Source organism: Bacillus sp. AFS023182 (assembly GCF_002560575.1).
GTDB lineage: Bacteria > Bacillota > Bacilli > Bacillales > Bacillaceae_G > Bacillus_A > Bacillus_A arachidis.
On sequence record NZ_NTRO01000020.1, the window covers coordinates 172898 to 191961 of the forward strand.

A 19064-nucleotide genomic window follows, 5' to 3' on the forward strand; every position below is an offset into this window, starting at 1 on the left:
GGAAAGGATTAACTTGTTTATAACTATAAAGGGAGAGTGTGAATTTCATGTGAACTCCTGGTGAAGTTAAGACAAATTATTTGACTTCTTTTATTTTTTGTAAATCAAAATAAAAAACGACGCTATCATTAGTATTATACACACCGTATTCGGCATGATGAAGTTCTAAAATGTTTTTTACGATTGATAGACCAAGTCCAGTTCCTCCAGTATGGCGGCTACGGGAAGCATCTAGACGATAGAAGCGATCCCATATTTTTTCTAAACTTTCATTTGGGATTGGATTACCAGTGTTTTCAATTTCCACTTTTACTTTTTCTTCATTTTCTATGATGCGAATACGAATCTCTTTACCATCAGGTGTATAGCGAATTGCGTTACTGAGTAAATTTACAACAACTTGCTCAATTCGATTGCGATTTGCTTCAACATGTATAGAAGGATTTGCATCAATTTCTACTTGTAAGTGTTTTTCCTCCATACTAAATAATAGCTTTGTATACACTTGGTGAACAAGTTCACCGATTGAAAAAGTATTCATTTCTAGTTTATACGTACCAGATTCTAGTTTTGCTAATTCTAACATTTCGACGATGAGTCGATTCATGTTTTCTGTTTCCTCTAAAATCACATCTGTATAGTAAGTAGTATCTTTGCTGACACCATCTTTAATTCCTTCAGCAAAGCTTCTAATCACACTAAGTGGCGTTTTTAATTCATGAGATACACCAGAAATGAATTCTTTTCTCGTCTTTTCTAATTGACGTTCTCGCTCGATGTCTTGCTGTAATTTTGTATTTGCAACGTTTAATCGATCTATTCGATCTTTTAGGTTTACGGATAACGTATTAATACTACTAGATAAACCAGCGATTTCATCATCCGCTGAAACAGGTAATTTTTCACTGAAATCGAAGTTAGCCATTTTTTTGGTCACTCGATTTATTTTAATAAGCGGTTTGACAATCATCTTTGAATAATAAAAAGATAATAAAATAATAACGAGAAATACGATAATTAATGCATAGACATAATAATCTTTTAAAACAAGCATTGCTTCATTTACAGGTTGTAAGGAGGTCGTTGCAAAAGCAAACTCTTTAATTTTACCGTTTTCCATGACTGGCTTTACAAAAATTTGGCTTTTTCCATTCTCCTCTTCTCCGATTGTAAATGTTGTCAATTCATTGGAATTGGTTTTACCTAGTATTACAGATAACTCCCAATGTTGAATCCCTTGTAATGTCTCTAAATTATTTGCGAGACGAAGGTCGTTTTTAGAAGGAAGATGTATTTTTGATACAATTCCTTCAAATGTATGAATGCCAAGTCTTGTGTCTTTTGCGTATTTGTTTTTCTTAGCGTTTGTCCAATCAATATTGAATAATTTAAAGTCAGAAATGATATTATCATTTTTCCATGAATTATAACGAGTCGTAATCGTAACGGGTATAATTACGTCTTTTTTTAAAATTCCATCTATGAGAATAACATCATTATTTTTTAACTGTAAATTCATAAACTTGGTATATTCATCAATTGTTAAAATATTGTTGAGTGGAATGGAATACGTTTTATTGGATTTATCGACAATCTCAATATAGTAATTATTTTCATCTTTTATAATTCCATTTGGATCTAATAAAACGACATCAGCGTTTGTTTTTTCGTGAAAGTCTTGTTTGAGCTTCCTTATTTCCTCAAATGTCCTGTCACTTTTTTCATAATTTGATAAAAACTTTTCAAAAGCAGTTTGAACGGTTTGAACTTTTTTATTAATATAAAATTTTTCTAAAAACAACGATTGCCCAAGGAAAAAAAGGAGGAAGGTAACAGTAAATAATGTTGATGTTAATAAAAATAGTTTAAAGACAATACTTCTCTTTTTCACTTCTTCACCTCACAAAAGAATACCCGTATAAATATTTTCTTTATTATAACAAACGAAAAAAGAAAGAAGAGACTAAAAATCTGTCTCTCTTTGAAGCAGTTTTTTTTAAAAAGTCATATAAAGTAATTCTTTAATTTAGAAAATGACAAAAAAGAACTCGCCAGACGTATGACAAGTTCTTTTTGCATTATTATTGAATCGCCGCGTCTAAAGCAATTTCAATCATTTCGTTAAATGTAGTTTGACGTTCTTCAGATGTTGTTTCTTCTCCAGTGAAGATGTGGTCACTTACTGTTAATACAGATAATGCATTTACACCGTATTTCGCCGCTAATGTATAAAGTGCAGTTGTTTCCATTTCTACAGCTAATACGCCGTATTCACCAAGTTTTTTTACCATGTCCATGCTCTCACGGTAGAACACATCTGCTGTTAAAACATTACCAACGCGAACGTGTAATCCCTTTTCTGTTCCAGCATCATATGCTTTCTTTAAAAGATCGAAGTTTGCAGCTGGTGCAAAGTCAAATCCAGGGAATGTTAAACGATTCATGTTAGAGTCTGTACAAGCCGTCATTGCAATAATTACGTCGCGAACTTTTACATCTTTTTGAATCGCACCACATGTACCTACGCGAATTAAGTTTTTCACTCCATAGCTTTGGATTAATTCGTTAACATAAATAGAAATAGAAGGTACACCCATGCCTGTTCCTTGAACAGAGACACGTTTCCCTTTGTAAGTTCCCGTGAATCCTAACATACCACGTACATTGTTATAGCAAGTTACATCTTCTAGAAATGTTTCTGCGATATATTTTGCACGTAATGGATCGCCAGGTAGTAAAATAGACTCAGCAATTTCACCCTGTGTTGCTTCAATATGAACGCTCATAAAAATCCTCCTTGTTATGTATCGATATAAATCAACATCATTTGCATTATATACTAGGAATTCTATCAAGTGAACTACTCGCCACGCTAATGCGTAAAGTTGGGAGTTTCTCAGTTCCAAGCCGAAAGTAACCTTTTATCTGCTTAAGCGCTACTTTCCGTAGTCTCTACGGTAGATAACTGACGATTGGAGATTCTTTCTGGTGCCTGGATTATTTCACGAGTAGAAGCGTTCGCTTTTTTTCGCATTTTATTTGTCCACTTAACTGTATATAATCAATTGTCAAAGAACACTTCATAATTAGAGTATAACAATAAAAGATATGCTTTGCTACGTAAAAAGTCAATACATCCTCCGTCTATTTGTTTGGATAATGCACCTTCACATGAGTTACAGAAGAAGACTTTAAGTTTGTTGAAAAATTTTACTTGTTTGTAGTATATAAGATACCCTATTTTCAATAATTGGCTATGTAATTTGCAATTTGGCGATATTTTTCTTCTAATAGGAACTTTATTGTATTTCATAGAGGATTTTTATAAAAAAAATAGAATGAATTTTTTTATAATATTCTGTTCAGAAAGATAGTTGTATGAATTGCGTCACGATTTATAAAATAGTATGGCAGGTGATTGTTTGAAAAATCTTGTCATTGGGCTAATTGCTTTACTACTTATTGTAGTTGGTGGATTCTACATGCAAAAGTATAAAGGAACGAAAGAAACAGCAGGAGACATTCGAGAAGTAAAATGGGATATGAAAAATGGAGAGGGAACTGAAAAGGTAGATATTACATTTCAATTGTTTAATAAGAATAACAACGAAATTCGTGGAGTAAATGATCGTATTCGGGCTATTATTGTAGATGAGCAGTTAAAGGGAATTCAGCACATTAAACCTGCATTTGCTGGAAATGGCTCTTATAAGCTATCGGCAAGTGGGGCGAAAGGTAAAGCTTATACGGTTTTCTTATATGAGGATCATAGTAAAACAGAACAGTCCTTTTCTAAGAAAAATTTTGGGGGAGAGGAAAAAGAGAAGAAACAAAAGAAACAAAAGGATTTAATAGAAGACACAGTACTTACAAAAAAAATTGGTGATTACCAAATGTCACTTTTATTTGAAGCGTTACACCCAAATGAAGCTGCTACACTGACATTTCAGCTGCAAATGAAAAAAGGAGAAAGTGTGAAATTTAGTTCAGGTACTGGAGAAAATGCTGCACTTTATATCGTAGATGAAAAACGTGAACATTTCTTATATGCATTCCCTGTAAATGAAGAAGAGCAGCTGCAATATCGTATTACATTTCCAGAAGAAGGGACATATAAAATGTGGGGCACATTTTATATAAATGGAAAAAAGTATGAAAAGGAATTTATAATAAGAGTTCAGAAACGAAAAAACAGCTAGTATCTCTAGCTGTTTTTTCGTTTTCCTATTAATTTTGTTACGGCAAGCATTGTAATTGGTAAGGAATGATTTTTTCGGAATGCTAAATATTTCCCACTCCAAGTTGGTTTGTATTTCTCTTTAAAATGTCGTAATCCACTAAAGCTATACGTATAACGAACATTATTGAAAATTGCTGCAGCGACACGCTCAGACCAAAAGGATTGTGTAGATAAACCAACATTAGAAAGTGGAGCCATACCAATGTTAAAGGAATGATAATCGTTTTCTTTTGCCCATTGGAATAAATGGATAAAGATTGTATCCATAATCCCTCCAGGTGCATCAGGGTAATAGCGCATTAAATCAACAGAAAGTTTACCAGGTTGGTAAACGGGCATAAACGTTGTAAATGCAATGATTTTTCCCTCAGTATCAGATAAAGTTGCAATAGGGGCACGATTTATATACTCACGATCAAAGTATCCAAGAGAAAAGCCCTTTTCTTTTTTTCCTCCAAGCCAAGCGTCTGAAACTATTTTTAATTCCTCATATAACTCATCTGAAAATGGTGGTTGATGGATGGAAAATGTATAACCTTCCCGTTCAAAACGGTTAAAAGTTGCACGTAATCCAGCACGTTTTTTCCCTGATATAGTAAACGTATTTAAATCAACAACAGCCTCTTCACCAAGTTTAAAGAAGTTATAGCCAAAGTCATGATATAAGCTCATCCATTTGCTTTCAATTTGATAGAAAACGCAAATATATCCGAATCGATCTGCTTCAGCTAAAAATTCTTGTAGTACTATGCGGAATGAAGACGGATTCCCAATTGGATCGCCAAGTACAACAAGTCTTTTCCCTGTTGTTGAAAATAAAAGAAGTGCTTTTCCATCACTACTAAAGAAGAATTGCTTATCTCCTAGAAAACCGAGATGACTTAGTACATTTCCGCCATATTCATCTAAGAAGTTTTGCAAACGTTTAGCGCTTGCTGGTTGCCCAGGAAATACGCTACGGTACCGATTCGCGATAAGAGAAGCGATGAGTAAAAAGGTTGGAACAAAGAAAGCAGCTGCAAGTGCACTTTGCTTTACTTGTGTAATGTTACGAACGACAAAATCAGGTTTGAAAGCTTCTTTTGCTCCTGCAAATAGGATACCTAAATTTTTATATAAGTATAATGTTAGCAGTAAAAATATAAATACTTTTACTACATCAGAAAGTGAAACTTCCATTTTCTCACGCACAAATCTTTTGCGAAGCATATATAATACGGCAAGTACGATTAGTAAAATAAAAGTCTCTTCAATGTCGATTCCTTTTAGCGTATTAAAAATGGCTGCTCCAATTAAAGAAATAATCGTCATATAGTAGGAACGTTTTGTCCCATAATAAATACCTCTTGATAGAATAAGGAGTAGAATTCCAAATGTTAATGATAAGCTAAAAGAAAATTGAATGAGATATTTTGGAGCTAAAATATGTAATGCATGAGCACGATTTACACTCGTCGGTAAAATGGTTGATAAGATAACCATTAAGCCAGCAAAAACTGTTAAAGCAGCGGATGCCCATGAGCCTAGCTTTCCTAAAAAATCACGTTGCAATGTCCAAATGACACCTGTTGTTTCCAGGGCAGGTGCAATAAATGGTTTATCTTCAATCTTTTTTAGAGCAGCTCCAGTCATTTCGAAAGCCGCAAAAATTAAACCGAGGCAAAATGGTAAAATATAGTATACAAGTCGGTATAATAACATGGCAGGTAACAGTACACCTGTATCAATACCGTATTGACCCATCCCAGATAGAAAGACAAGGTCAAATGAACCGAGACCACCTGGTACAAGACTGACCACCCCTGCTAAAGCAGCAATAACATAAACACCTAAAAACTTTCGGAAATCAATGTCAATTCCAAATAAAATTAAAATAACATACATGACGATGCCGGCAGAAACCCATTCCATTAACGAAACAAGTGAATATAGAACGGTTGGATTCTTTTCCTTTGTTTCTTCTTGTCCTTCTATGTGTTGCTTTTTTCGATTTTTAATTTTGGAGAACCCAATATAAAGCGGTACAAAAAGAGCAAAAAAGATGAGGACAGGCCATAGCCAAGGTTTTTCATGTAATATAAAGGTTGTATCTAGTATTCCTATAAGACCGAGGAATGAGAGAAGGGATAATCCATTTATAAAAGCAGTTGTCATCCAAGCAATGCTTTTGATAAGTTTACCATTCTCTTTTACGTGAGGGCGATATAACATTGTCCGTATACCTGCTCCAACAAGTCCACCAAAACCGATAAATCCATTCAAGGTGTTAGCAATCCAAGAAACACGGAAGATCTTTTGAACAGGCACATCTGCTTTTAAATAGCGGAGCATAACAAAGTCATAAAAGAACATTGTTGAAACAGCAAATGCACCGAGCGTAATAGCTAAAAAGACTCCTCCAGTCGGAATGTTTTTAATTGTTTCAATAGCTTCTTGAAATGAAATACCTGACAATTCTTTCTTAGCTTGAAAGAATACAATTGTCAAGACAACAAATGGGAAAATGATTTTTCCAATTTGTAAGAAACGTTTCCACGAAAACGACATAAATACAACTCTCCTTGCATAAGAAAACTGAGACAATATTCTTATTATGACAAACTTCATGGAAAATAAAAAGGTAAATTGCAGGATATATAAACTATTTTTTATATAAATATAAAAATATCATATATTTTTTACTAAGAATGAATAATGAATTAAAATTTGTTTGTTCAGAAAAATAAGTTAAAATGAAACAAAATAAGGAAGAGGGGGAAAGTGGATGGTTATTATAGGTTACGCAGGCTATGAGCTAGAAAAAGCACAACCTAATACATCAGAAGATTTCTTTAATCGATCTGAAGTAACGTATATTTTGGGTGAACAAGAAAAAACATTTTCTGTCTTATATGTGCGTTATTTTGAAGAAATTTTGCAAGAAATTACTCCGTTTGAAGGAAATCCAGTTTTTAAAATAGAAGAACAAGACATATATTTACGTGATATCGTTGCTTTAGCTTGCTTTATTAAGAATAAAGAACTTCGTGGACAAAAGCGTGTATATATTAATGGAATAGAGGAGTTTCAAAAATATTTTGATGATGAAACAGTGGTAAAAGTACAAGACATAATGATTCAGTTACATAAAAATAAAAAAGTAGAAATAGCGTAAAATGGCAAAGGAGAGAAAAGGATATGTCTAATTCAATGGTTGAAAATCAAACGCATCAAGTTTCTGAATTTTTAGAAGAAGTTGTTGATTTAATGACGGATTTTGTTAATTATCATACATTACCTTCTTTATTAGAAGAGTCACCAGAAGGGAATAAACATTATTATGAAGGTTTATTATCATCATTAAGACGACTCCTTGTATTTTGTGAAGAAGGCTTGGATGCGTGTCTTGTTTTATTGAGTAGTCAACCATTTCGAAAAATGGCTGCCGAGAAAACATTATATAAAATTTATCATCAAGTAATTGCTGAATTCTTTTCACCAAAAAGTGATCAGTGGTATGAAAATAGTCGGTCGGCATATACAGGGAAAAATTCCATTGCATTTCAACAAATACCACCTCGCTCAATCGAAAAGGTAATGCAAGAATTAGAAAGTAAGTTCCAAACAATGCGTGAGGAGCTGGAATATTACGAAACGGACTATCAAACAAAGATGTTACACAAGTATTAGTATAAGATTGGAAGGAAATTATTTTCATTAGGTGGGGGAGAGGATTTGGCCATGGATAGAGGCGGTCAGATCCTTTTTCAGCCTTATCCGAAGTGAGAACAAAAGAAGAACATCAGTAGGGCTTTCTTTTTATCTACATAGCAGTGATTTGCAGGTACAAAGCATTTCTGAATTGACGAACTGATAGAAAATTATTTTTTAGATGGGGGTTGGGCTGAACGTAAACATTCGATTGGTGAGGGTTGATTAAAGTTTCAATTTACATAAGTATTAGAGAATGCTAAAAGAAGCTAGCGAAAGACTAGCTTCTTTTACTTTTTTGTAGGGTATATACAATGCGGACGCTGAATATAGTTAAAGTGGATAGCGTTGAGGGGGTGTCGTATGAATCAGCAAGGGGTATTTACGGATTACTTTTATGAAGTAGAAAGTTGGTGTGAAAGTGTGTTACATGTATTAGATAGTCGTGCAACTGAAGTGTATGACGTCCATATGCTTGCTTATAAAATTCAAACGCTGCTAGATCGTATGAAAGAAAATGAGTATGAAACAGATGCTGAATTACTGTATGAGATAAGTGATGATGTGGAACATATTCAAAATCATTTACAAGAAGTATTTATGCAAGAAAGTGAACAATATGAATTGCATGAAAGAACGTATGCTGAACGATCTGTTCCAATAGGGGGTCACACGCTTCCGCCACTACCCTATCCATACAATGCACTAGAACCATATATTTCTCGAGAAATTATGATGTTACATCATGATAAACATCATCGGAGTTATGTGGAAGGGCTGAATAAAGCGGAAAAAATGATGGAAGAAGCAAGGAAAACAAACCAATTTGATTTAATAAAGCATTGGGAAAGAGAAGCGGCTTTTCACGGTTCAGGCCATTATTTACACACGATATTTTGGAATAACATGAAAAAAGATGGGGGTGGAGGTCCAAGAGGGGCATTATCTCGAGAAATCGAGAATAATTTTGGAAGCTTTTTACGTTTTCAGAAGCACTTTACAGAAGCTGCATCGAAGGTAGAAGGATCTGGGTGGGCTATTCTTGTATGGGTTCCTCGTGCGGGAAGGTTAGAAATTCTACAAAGTACCCTTCATCAATTATTCACACAGTGGGATACAATACCGTTACTTGTGCTTGATGTATGGGAACACGCATATTACTTGCAGTACCAAAATCGAAAAGATGAGTACATTAAAAATTGGTGGAATGTTGTAAATTGGCCGGATGTGGAAAAGCGCTATGAAAGTGCAAAACAGCTTGAGTGGACACCGTATTAGACGCATATTTGTGCGTCTTTTTTTGCTGGTAAAAAAGAATATTTCGTTCATATTTTAAAGGGCCAAGCATACACTTGTACAAAAAGTGTCAAAAGGACGTGGTGGGGAATATGAGACGAATTTGGATTGTAATTGCACTTGTTTTAATGGGTGCAAGTATTATACCGGTTCATACATATGCACAAATGAATGATGTAAGCGCCCATAATGCCGTATTGATGGAAGAACATTCAGGACGTGTTTTATATGGAAAGCTAGAACATGAACCACAAAAGATTGCTAGCATTACAAAAATTATGACTGCCTTACTTGCTGCTGAATCAGGAAGAATGAAAGAGGCTGTACCTATTAGCGATAAGGCTGTTCGAGTAGAGGGTTCGGCCATTTATTTAAAACCTGGAAATAAAGTACCGTTAGAGGATTTAGTGTATGGCCTAATGCTTCGTTCAGGTAATGATGCGGCACAAGCAATTGCTGAAAATGTTGGAGGGAGTATAGAAGGATTTGTTTATTTGATGAATGAAAAAGCGGAACAAATCGGAATGAAAGATACACATTTTTCAAATCCACATGGTTTAGATGGGGACGGTACGCACTTTTCATCTGCATATGATATGGCCCTTTTAACACGTTATGCAATGGGAAATGAAACGTTTCGGAAAATTTTCGGAACAAAAACATATCAATCGAAAGCATGGGATTATCCATGGAAAAACAAGCATAAACTTGTAACTTCTTATTATGAATTTGCAACAGGAGGAAAGACGGGATTTACAAAGAAAGCTGGTCGTACACTTGTTACAACAGCTTCGAAAGATGGTTTAGACTTAATTGTAGTGACGCTTAATGCATCTAATGATTGGGACGACCATATGTCGTTATTTAATCAAGGATTTGAACAGTATGAGTCAACGAAAGTTCTAGGAAAAGGGGCGCTTCCTGGACTACAGGAAAAGAAATATATAAATCATGTTTATATAAAAAATGATTTCTCAGTGCCGCTAAGGAAAGAGGAGAAGAAGCAAGTTAGGCTAGAGCTTGAACTTGATAGAAATGCAACATTAGTAGATGGAGAAAAAGTGGGTAAGACAATTGTGTATATTAATGAAGAGAAAGTAGGAGAGCGTAACTTATTTTATAGCAAGCGCAAGTTGGTTGCTACAACCGGAGTATATTGGAATGACGTGAGAGAAATCTTTTCTCATATGTTAGGTGTTGGAACAGATGGTTAACATCGTATGGGTAGCAATGGCGGTTATTGGGATCGTATATGCGATGGTGAACGGTACGATGGAGGAAGTAAATAAAGCGGTCTTTGAAGGGGCGAAAGATGCGGTAACAATTTGTATTGGGCTGATTAGTGTTTTAGTCTTTTGGCTAGGTTTAATGAAGATTGCTGAAGAGGCTGGCTTATTAAAGAAATTGGTCTCGTTTTTTATGCCAGTTGTAAAGAGACTATTTCCAGAAATACCAAAGGATCATCCCTCGATGGGATTTATTTTATCAAATATGATGGCAAACTTTTTTGGACTAGGAAATGCAGCGACACCACTTGGTATTAAGGCTATGGAACAGCTCAAGGAATTAAATGGAGGAAAGGATTCTGCAAGCCGTTCTATGGTAACGTTTCTGGCGTTAAATACATCTGCCATTACATTAATCCCAACTACTGTAATTTCAATTCGGATGACGTATGAATCGGCAAACCCGACAGAAATTGTTGGGGTTACGTTTATCGCACAAGTATTATCGATGATTGGAGCGATTTGGATTGACCGCTATTTTTACCGAAGACGGAGTAGAAAGGGGCGGAAAAAGTGAGCGTTGTGAATACAATTTCATTATGGGTGATTCCGTGTGTTATTGGTTTTATTTTATTATATGGAACGATAAAAAAAGTTCCAACGTACGAATCGTTTGTAGAAGGTGGAAAAGAAGGGATTCAAATTGCTGTCTCTATTCTACCATTTATGGTAGGAATGCTTGTATCTATTTCTATTTTTAGATCATCAGGTGCACTAGATGCGATGATATCAGTAATGAAGCCGATGTTAGATATGATTCATGTACCAGCAGAAATTGTCCCGCTCGCACTTATACGCCCGATTTCTGGGTCGGCCGGTTTAAGTATTACGACAGATTTAATCGCTACATATGGACCGGATTCATTTATTGGAAGGTTAGCGTCTACGATGCAGGGTAGCACAGATACAACATTTTATATTTTAACGGTATATTTCGGCGCTGTTGGAATTCGTAAAATGGGAGATGCATTAAAGGTTGGATTATTTGCAGATTTAATAGGTATCATTTGTTCAATCGTATTTGTTTCCCTATTGTTTCGTTAAACCTATTCATTTTTTGCTTTCATTCGCTTATAATACGTATACGACCACTATTAAGGTGTAGCTTAATAGTGGTTTTTTTGTGGGGTGTTTTTGACAAAATAATGAACTTTTGTTGTAAGCAGTGAGTAGCAGGTAAACAATAATAAAGGATAAAAGTAGCATTTGACCTTTAAAAGTTTGCACTATAGCTATGTGGTTTACGGTGGAAGAGGAAAAACGCTGTAAACCTTAGGCGGTTGCCAACTCTTTCTAATGAAGGTAAGATAAATTTGAGGTGAATTAAGGAAATGGAACGATTACAAAAAGTGATTGCGCAAGCTGGAATTGCGTCAAGAAGAAAAGCTGAAGAACTTATTCAGCAAGGAAAAGTGAAAGTTAACGGTAAAGTAGTGTCTGAGTTAGGAACGAAGGTAACTCCTCAAGATAAAGTAGAAGTAAATAATATCCCTCTTGAAAAAGAAGAACCGATTTATTTCTTACTATATAAACCAACGGGTGTTATTTCGAGTGTATCAGATGACAAAGGAAGAAAAGTTGTCACAGACTTTTTCCCTGAAATTACGCAACGTCTATTCCCAATTGGTCGTTTAGATTATGATACGTCTGGCGTACTCCTTATGACAAACGATGGAGAGTTTGCAAATATATTAATGCATCCGAAATATAAAGTTGAGAAAACATACGTTGCGAAGGTGAAAGGTCCATTAACAGGAGAGAAAATTCGCATGTTAGAAAAAGGTGTTGTATTAGAAGATGGAAAGACAGCGCCAGCACGTGTGAAAATCCTTTCTTGGGATAAACGTAAAGAGATGGCAATTGTGCAATTAACAATCCATGAAGGACGTAATCGTCAAGTTCGTCGCATGTTTGAAGCTCTTGGCTGTAAAGTAATGAAATTAAAACGTGAACGTTATGCTTTCTTAGAAGCAGGAAGCCTACGCCCAGGTGATGCAAGAGAGCTATCACCTCATGAAGTGAAACAATTACGTGCGCTTGCCTCTACAAAACCGAGATAAGCGATAAAGTGAAACTCCCATCCGTGGGGTACTTTATATCCCTCGGATGGTTAATTAAATCGCCCGTTTTGGTGAGTGGTTATGGCAACATAAATACTAAAGTGAACGAAGGACAAGTCATTAGTTACAGAAATTGTTTACATATAAATTCATCAAAGAGAGGAGAGAGAGTATGAAGAAGAATCGCTTAATATTCCGTATTTTCATTTTGCTTATTTTGAGCGTGGCAGTAGGATTTACACTCTATCAAGGTTTTTTTGTTGATAAGGAAAAAATGCAAATTGGGAAACAAGCGCCTAACTTTGTTGTTTCAGATTTAGAAGGAAAGAAAATCGAGTTACATGATCTAAAGGGAAAAGGTGTGTTTTTAAACTTTTGGGGAACATGGTGCAAACCGTGTGAAAAAGAGATGCCTTATATGAATGAGTTATACCCTAAATATAAAGAAAAGGGCGTTGAAATCATTGCATTAGATGCCGATGAAACGAATATTGCAGTGAAAAATTTTGTGAATCAATATGGATTAAAGTTCCCTGTTGCAATTGATAAAGGGCAAGAAATAATCGGTACATATGGCGTTGGGCCACTCCCGACAACATTTTTAATTGATAAAGAAGGAAATGTAATCGAGAAAATTACTGGTACGCAAACGAAGGAGCAAATGGAGGAATACTTAAAGAAAATTACTCCTTAATAAAGAAAGTTTTTATATAATGTGATAGTAAGTTTGATAGATGAAGGTGCTTTGCTTCGTCTTAGTGCCTGTTTTGAAAATTCTGAGTATTGAGGTAACTTGTGCTTTGACGGTACAATAGAAACAAGAGGCGGTGAGGATGTTGGAACAAATTAAGTGTGAATGTGGGCACGTAAATCCAATAGGCACAATTTTTTGTGAAGCTTGTGGGAAACCTTTTGAAAACAAAGAAGGTACAAGATTATTAGATATGCGATATGAGGGGAGTGCTAGGCGCTCTATTACTCATACAAAAACGATAGTCGATAAAGTTTGGAGTTTTTTTTCTTCTGTCAAAGTAGGGGTATGGCTCATTGTTATCACTCTGTTAGCATCAGCAGTTGGAACTATATTTCCACAAGAAATGTACATACCTCCGGGTGTTACGCCGAGTGAATATTATGAACAGGAATATGGTTTTCTAGGACAACTATATTACCAATTAGGCTTTAATAAGTTATATAGCTCATGGTGGTATATGATTTTAATTGCTTCAATTGGTGTATCACTTGTGATATGTAGTCTAGATCGAGTAATTCCACTTTATAAAGCTTTAAAAAAGCAGGGAGTAAAAAGACACCCAAGTTTTTTAAAGAGACAAAGGTTGTATGGGACAGGTTCTCCGAAAGAGGGGGATCTAGAACAGCTTCAAACTAATTTAAAGAAGAGAAATTATAATGTAAGAGTCGAAGGCGAAAATATTTTAGCGGAAAAAGGAAGATTTTCTCGTTGGGGTCCATATGTGAATCATATTGGTCTTATTATTTTTTTATTTGGAGCAATGCTACGATTTCTTCCAAGTATGTATGTGGATGAATCGCTATGGCTACGTGATGGAGAAACAAAAGAAATACCAGGAACAGATGGGAAATATTATTTGAAGAATGAAAAGTTTATAAAAGAGGTTTATGACAAAGGTAAAGATGATAAAGTATTCAATGATGCAATTGATCGTGTAGGCGATAAAATGATTGCTAAAAACTTTCAAACAAATGCCGTATTATATAAAACGGTAGGAGAAAATGTTGCAGGGCAGAAACCAAAGTTAGAAAAGGTAAAAGAAAGTGAAATTAGAGTAAATGAACCACTCAAATTTGATCAGTTTGCTATATACCAACTTGATTTTAAAGAGAATGAGTTTAGTAGCATGTCGTTTACTCTGCAGAAAAAAGATAATAATCAAAAACGGGGACCTATTAAAGTTAACTTAGAAAACCCAAAAGAAACCTATGATTTAGGGGATGGATATTCTATAAAATTATTAAGTTATTTTCCTGATTTTTATTTTGATGAGAATGGTCAGCCAAATACAAAAACAAAGATTCCAAACAACCCAGCTTTCGTTTTTAAAATGTTTACACCAGAGACGCCAGAAGGAGAAGTGAGTTTTGTAGGTATACAACAAAATATAGAACCTGAAGGAAATAATCAATATAAAATGACCTTTGCAGGAGTAGAAATGCGAAATGCAACAGGGCTTATCGTAAGAAAAGATTTGACACTGTGGATTCTTGGTGTTGGCGGATTTATCTTCATGATTGGTGTGATTCAAGGAATGTATTGGAATCATCGTCGTATCTGGATACAACGTGTTAAAGATGAATGGTGGATTGCTGGCCACACAAATAAAAATTGGTTTGGCTTGCGGAAAGATATTGAAAAAGTACTTGAAGGAACAACAATTCCACAACCATACGACAAAGTAAATGATCAAAAAATTAGTTAAGGTGGGGAGAATATATGGTGCAAATAAGTAGTAATTTCCTATTTGCTGCTTTCATCTTGTATTTAATTGCAACACTGTTCTTCGGGGGAGCAATTAAAGAAAAAGGCCGGAAGTGGGCGAGTATAGGTATAACGATAACAATTTTAGGATTTGCCGCTCAGATTGTATACTTTGTAACGAGATGGATCGCTTCAGGGCATGCGCCAGTAAGTAATTTCTTTGAGTTTGGTACATTCTTCGGCATGATGCTTGTTGGTGCTTTTATTGTTATGTATTTCATGTATCGTGTAAGTATAGTGGGATTATTCGCTTTACCAGTGGCACTTTTATTAATCGCATATGCAAGTATGTTTCCGAGAGAAATTTCACCGCTTATTCCGTCGTTGAAAAGTAACTGGCTACATATTCATGTAACAACAGCGGCAGCCGGACAAGCTATTTTAGCAATTAGTTTTATTACAGGTGTCATGTATCTGCTTAAAAATGTAGATCAGTCAAAAAGGACTAAACGAACATTTTGGCTAGAAACAGTTGTGTTTACGCTCGTTTGTACTGTCGGGTTCATAGCGATAACAACAGTTTATTCAACAACGAAATATGAAGCGACGTTTCAATGGGTGGATAAAAATGAACAAAAAGCCGAGATGAAATATAACCTTCCTGCGCTTGTTGGACCTCATGAAGGGAAGTTAATAACTACCGGAAAACTTGAACCTATTGCAGAAATGCCAGCTATCATTAATGCAAAGAAATTAAATACAGTAATCTGGTCACTACTTATTGGGACGGGATTATATATTGTATTAAGATTAATTTTACGAAAAAGAGTATCAGCCGCCCTTCAGCCAGTGGTTAAAAATGTTAACAGTGATTTGCTTGATGAAATTGGATACCGATCTATTGCAATTGGATTCCCAGTCTTTACGTTAGGAGCCTTAATTTTTGCGATGATTTGGGCGCAAATTGCATGGACGCGCTTTTGGGGATGGGATCCAAAAGAGGTATGGGCACTCATTACATGGCTCTTTTACGCTGCTGTTTTACATTTACGGTTATCTAAAGGTTGGCATGGCGAAAAGTCGGCATGGCTTGCAGTAATTGGATTTGCTATTATCATGTTTAACTTTATAGCCGTGAATTTAATCATTGCTGGTTTACACTCATATGCGTAAGGTATTATCTCTATTTTAGAAGAGACATACTGTTTAGTTGCACATGATAAAATAGGAAAGTGGTTGTCACTTTCCTATTTTATTTTTGTCAATTTCTTTTCTTTTTTGAGAAAAACATGGCAAAATAAAGGTTGGTTTTGTAAAATGATGTCGAGGCCTAAATGCCCTGGTCAAAAAAAATACATATTTTTGGAAAAGAAATGAACAAACTTTATTATTCTTGTGAAGTATAATTGTTAAAGTGGAAATTTAACACTTTAGAATTGTCTATTATGAGATAAGAGTAAAAACAGTATTATATTGTAGAAAGGTAGGTGTGAACCGTTGTCATGTTTTTGAGGCAGCGGGAAACAATGGAAAATGAACCGAGAATTTTAATTGTGGATGACGAAGATCGTATTCGTCGTTTATTGAAAATGTATTTAGAAAGAGAACAATATACAATCGATGAGGCTGATAATGGTGATACAGCTTTAGAAAAAGCATTGCAAAATGACTATGATTTAATCTTATTAGATATCATGATGCCTGGAATAGATGGAATTGAAGTGTGTAAAGGGATTCGTGAGAAAAAAGCAACGCCAATTATTATGCTTACAGCTAAAGGTGAAGAAGTAAACAGGGTGCAAGGATTTGAAGTTGGCTCGGATGATTATATCGTAAAGCCGTTTAGTCCACGTGAAGTGGTTCTTCGTGTAAAAGCGGTCCTGCGACGTTCTGTGCCAACAACATTCTTTACACAAGATACAACAACAAAAGATGTTATTGTATTCCCGCATTTAACAATTGATAACGATGCACATCGCGTTACAGCTGATGGTGATGAAGTCAATTTAACACCAAAAGAATATGAATTGTTACTATTTTTAGCGAAGGCTCCTGATAAAGTATTTGATCGTGAGCAATTGTTAAAAGAGGTATGGCAATATGAATTCTTTGGAGATTTACGTACAGTAGATACGCATGTAAAGCGTTTACGAGAAAAATTAAGTAAAAAATCATCTGATGCAGCGAAAATGATCGTAACTGTATGGGGTGTTGGTTATAAGTTTGAGGTTGTGAACGACTGATGCTTTGGAGAAGTGTAGTAGGAAAGCTATGGATGACAATATTGCTTCTTGTTTCATTTGTTCTAGGTTTTGTTTCCATTTTGCTTTCACAGTTTTTTGATAATTACTATATTGAAATGAGTGAAACAAGGCTTACAAAAGTAGCGACAAGCGTTTCGGAATTAATTGAAGAAGGTGCAGACGAAAAGACGATTGAGAATATCGCATATAAGTTTGCCGATCCACTCTCCCGTATTATTGTTGTGAAAGAGGATCGTGAGGCTTCTTCTTCACCGAAACAAGAAGGATTAGTAGATCTTACAATAGAGGACTTGAAAAAAGATAAAGATTTGGCTGCAGTTTTTATAGATAAAAAAGAAAATAAAGAAAAAATAAAAAAAATGTCTGATAACAAAACGAATAAAAATTCCGAAAATGATATTATGATTGTTGGCAAACCACTGCAATCATCAAAGCATAGTGCGGTGTTCGTGTATCAGTCATTGCAAGTTCCGAAACAAGGTATGGAAAAAGCGACAGATTTTATTTTTCTATCAGCGGGAATTGCAATTATTTTAACAACGTTCTTTGCATTTTTCTTATCGACACGAATCACAGCCCCACTTCGTAAAATGCGTGAAGTGGCGTTTGAAGTAGCGCGTGGGAAATTTGATACGAAAGCCCCTATGGTTTCACAAGATGAAATAGGGGAGCTAGCAACGGCCTTAAATCAAATGGGGAAACAATTAAAGTTTAATATTAATGCACTGCAGCAAGAAAAAGAGCAACTTTCTAGTATTTTAAGTAGTATGGCTGACGGGGTTGTAACGCTGAATCAAGAGGGTGAGGTTGTTGTTATTAATCCGCCGGCAGAACATTTTTTACAAGTTTGGCAAGAAGAAAAAGAATTAGAATTAAGTAGGAATTTACCACCTGAACTTGTAGAGTTGTTCCACCTTGTAGTAGAAAGTGAGCAACAGCAAGTTATTGAAATTAACTTACAAAAGGGTAATTACGTTGTCCTTATGACGCCGCTATATAATCAAACGAAAATTCGTGGTGCTGTGGCGGTACTTCGAGATATGACAGAAGAACGTCGTCTTGAAAAAATGCGTAAAGATTTTATTGCGAACGTGTCTCATGAATTGCGCACACCGATGGTTATGCTACAAGGGTATAGTGAGGCAATCTTAGATGATGTTGTTCAGTCGAAAGAAGAAATAAACGAGTTTGTACAAATTATTTATGATGAGTCCGTTCGTTTAGGTCGTCTTGTGAATGAACTTTTAGATTTAGCCCGAATGGAAAGTGGTCATGTAGAGCTGCATATATCTGAAGTGGATATTCATCCATTTGTTGAGAAAATTGGGCGGAAATTTCAAGGGATTGCGCAGGATAAAGAAGTGCAGTTAACGGTTGAGTTCTGTAATCCAATTGTAGAGCATTCGTTTGATCCAGATCGTATGGAACAAGTATTAACAAACTTAATTGATAATGCGATTAGACATACAAATGCAGGTGGTCATGTTAAGCTTGTAATTGATACGAAAAATAATGGTTTAGTTTTTGAAGTACAAGATTCAGGTGCCGGTATTCCGAAAGAAGATATTCCGTTCTTGTTTGATCGTTTCTATAAAGCTGATAAAGCAAGAACACGTGGGAAAACAGGTGGGACTGGTCTAGGTCTTGCGATTGCTAAAAATATTGTTCAAGGTCATGATGGGAAAATCTCTATATCAAGTACCGTTGGAGAAGGGACAACATTCTCCGTATATTTACCAGGTCAATCAATATAAATGATATTGTTATGAG

The 19064-nt window shown here is 35.3% G+C and carries 16 protein-coding genes; 13 read left to right on the forward strand and 3 right to left on the reverse strand.

Annotated features, from left to right (window positions below):
• Positions 1 to 76: 76 nt before the first annotated feature.
• Positions 77 to 1891, reverse strand: coding sequence for a sensor histidine kinase (locus CN288_RS09975; RefSeq protein WP_026591244.1), 1815 nt, complete (start codon positions 1889 to 1891; stop codon positions 77 to 79).
• 190 nt (positions 1892 to 2081) lie between these two features.
• On the reverse strand, positions 2082 to 2786 hold the full coding sequence (gene deoD / locus CN288_RS09980) for a purine-nucleoside phosphorylase (RefSeq protein ID WP_026591243.1): 705 nt from the start codon (positions 2784 to 2786) through the stop codon (positions 2082 to 2084).
• A 621-nt stretch (positions 2787 to 3407) separates the two neighbouring features.
• Here deoD and CN288_RS09985 point away from each other — a divergent pair.
• Positions 3408 to 4199, forward strand: a complete 792-nt coding sequence (locus tag CN288_RS09985; RefSeq protein ID WP_141527945.1) for a hypothetical protein — start codon at positions 3408 to 3410, stop codon at positions 4197 to 4199.
• Between the two features lie 5 nt (positions 4200 to 4204).
• Here the strand turns inward: CN288_RS09985 and mprF are convergent, their stop codons facing one another.
• Entirely contained in the window at positions 4205 to 6787 is a 2583-nt protein-coding gene (gene mprF / locus CN288_RS09990; protein WP_026591241.1) for a bifunctional lysylphosphatidylglycerol flippase/synthetase MprF, read from the reverse strand.
• A gap of 217 nt (positions 6788 to 7004) precedes the next feature.
• Here mprF and CN288_RS09995 point away from each other — a divergent pair, with 217 nt between their 5' ends.
• The 12 genes from CN288_RS09995 to CN288_RS10050 all read left to right on the forward strand — a co-directional run bounded on the left by CN288_RS09995 (position 7005) and on the right by CN288_RS10050 (position 19048).
• Positions 7005 to 7394: a hypothetical protein gene (locus tag CN288_RS09995; RefSeq protein ID WP_026591240.1), complete on the forward strand. Its 390-nt coding sequence runs from the start codon at positions 7005 to 7007 to the stop codon at positions 7392 to 7394.
• A gap of 23 nt (positions 7395 to 7417) precedes the next feature.
• Positions 7418 to 7909, forward strand: a complete 492-nt coding sequence (locus tag CN288_RS10000; protein ID WP_026591239.1) for a DUF3907 family protein — start codon at positions 7418 to 7420, stop codon at positions 7907 to 7909.
• A gap of 384 nt (positions 7910 to 8293) precedes the next feature.
• Positions 8294 to 9208, forward strand: coding sequence for a superoxide dismutase (locus tag CN288_RS10005; RefSeq protein WP_026591238.1), 915 nt, complete (start codon positions 8294 to 8296; stop codon positions 9206 to 9208).
• Between the two features lie 110 nt (positions 9209 to 9318).
• On the forward strand, positions 9319 to 10440 hold the full coding sequence (locus CN288_RS10010) for a D-alanyl-D-alanine carboxypeptidase family protein (RefSeq protein WP_035414733.1): 1122 nt from the start codon (positions 9319 to 9321) through the stop codon (positions 10438 to 10440).
• Entirely contained in the window at positions 10433 to 11029 is a 597-nt protein-coding gene (gene spmA, locus CN288_RS10015; protein WP_026591236.1) for a spore maturation protein SpmA, read from the forward strand. Before CN288_RS10010 ends, spmA begins: the two co-directional genes overlap by 8 nt.
• Positions 11026 to 11556 carry a spore maturation protein SpmB gene (gene spmB / locus CN288_RS10020; RefSeq protein WP_090691068.1) on the forward strand — a complete coding sequence of 177 codons (531 nt, stop codon included), beginning with the start codon at positions 11026 to 11028 and terminating at the stop codon, positions 11554 to 11556. Before spmA ends, spmB begins: the two co-directional genes overlap by 4 nt.
• Before the next feature lie 287 nt (positions 11557 to 11843).
• Positions 11844 to 12572, forward strand: a complete 729-nt coding sequence (rluB, locus tag CN288_RS10025) for a 23S rRNA pseudouridine(2605) synthase RluB (protein ID WP_026591234.1) — start codon at positions 11844 to 11846, stop codon at positions 12570 to 12572.
• Positions 12573 to 12744: 172 nt separating this feature from the next.
• A complete protein-coding gene (gene resA, locus CN288_RS10030; protein WP_026591233.1) occupies positions 12745 to 13266 on the forward strand; it encodes a thiol-disulfide oxidoreductase ResA in 522 nt (173 codons plus the stop codon).
• Between the two features lie 139 nt (positions 13267 to 13405).
• Positions 13406 to 15031, forward strand: coding sequence for a cytochrome c biogenesis protein ResB (locus tag CN288_RS10035; RefSeq protein ID WP_098302218.1), 1626 nt, complete (start codon positions 13406 to 13408; stop codon positions 15029 to 15031).
• A gap of 14 nt (positions 15032 to 15045) precedes the next feature.
• Positions 15046 to 16203: a c-type cytochrome biogenesis protein CcsB gene (gene ccsB / locus CN288_RS10040; RefSeq protein WP_098302219.1), complete on the forward strand. Its 1158-nt coding sequence runs from the start codon at positions 15046 to 15048 to the stop codon at positions 16201 to 16203.
• A 353-nt stretch (positions 16204 to 16556) separates the two neighbouring features.
• A complete protein-coding gene (resD, locus tag CN288_RS10045; protein ID WP_026591230.1) occupies positions 16557 to 17273 on the forward strand; it encodes a DNA-binding response regulator ResD in 717 nt (238 codons plus the stop codon).
• Complete coding sequence (locus tag CN288_RS10050) at positions 17273 to 19048, forward strand: ATP-binding protein (protein ID WP_098302220.1); 1776 nt, start codon at positions 17273 to 17275, stop codon at positions 19046 to 19048. Before resD ends, CN288_RS10050 begins: the two co-directional genes overlap by 1 nt.
• Positions 19049 to 19064 lie beyond the last annotated feature (16 nt).

Excerpts from the sequence above, each read along its gene's own strand:
- CN288_RS09985 (WP_141527945.1), top strand. The coding sequence starts at position 3,408 with ATGGCAGGTGATTGTTTGAAAAATCTTGTCATTGGGCTAATTGCTTTA.
- resA (WP_026591233.1), top strand. The coding sequence starts at position 12,745 with ATGAAGAAGAATCGCTTAATATTCCGTATTTTCATTTTGCTTATTTTG.
- resD (WP_026591230.1), top strand. The coding sequence starts at position 16,557 with ATGGAAAATGAACCGAGAATTTTAATTGTGGATGACGAAGATCGTATT.
- mprF (WP_026591241.1), bottom strand. The coding sequence starts at position 6,787 with ATGTCGTTTTCGTGGAAACGTTTCTTACAAATTGGAAAAATCATTTTC.
- CN288_RS10010 (WP_035414733.1), top strand. The coding sequence starts at position 9,319 with ATGAGACGAATTTGGATTGTAATTGCACTTGTTTTAATGGGTGCAAGT.
- CN288_RS10000 (WP_026591239.1), top strand. The coding sequence starts at position 7,418 with ATGTCTAATTCAATGGTTGAAAATCAAACGCATCAAGTTTCTGAATTT.
- CN288_RS10035 (WP_098302218.1), top strand. The coding sequence starts at position 13,406 with ATGTTGGAACAAATTAAGTGTGAATGTGGGCACGTAAATCCAATAGGC.
- spmA (WP_026591236.1), top strand. The coding sequence starts at position 10,433 with ATGGTTAACATCGTATGGGTAGCAATGGCGGTTATTGGGATCGTATAT.
- deoD (WP_026591243.1), bottom strand. The coding sequence starts at position 2,786 with ATGAGCGTTCATATTGAAGCAACACAGGGTGAAATTGCTGAGTCTATT.
- CN288_RS10050 (WP_098302220.1), top strand. The coding sequence starts at position 17,273 with ATGCTTTGGAGAAGTGTAGTAGGAAAGCTATGGATGACAATATTGCTT.
- rluB (WP_026591234.1), top strand. The coding sequence starts at position 11,844 with ATGGAACGATTACAAAAAGTGATTGCGCAAGCTGGAATTGCGTCAAGA.
- CN288_RS09995 (WP_026591240.1), top strand. The coding sequence starts at position 7,005 with ATGGTTATTATAGGTTACGCAGGCTATGAGCTAGAAAAAGCACAACCT.
- ccsB (WP_098302219.1), top strand. The coding sequence starts at position 15,046 with ATGGTGCAAATAAGTAGTAATTTCCTATTTGCTGCTTTCATCTTGTAT.
- CN288_RS10005 (WP_026591238.1), top strand. The coding sequence starts at position 8,294 with ATGAATCAGCAAGGGGTATTTACGGATTACTTTTATGAAGTAGAAAGT.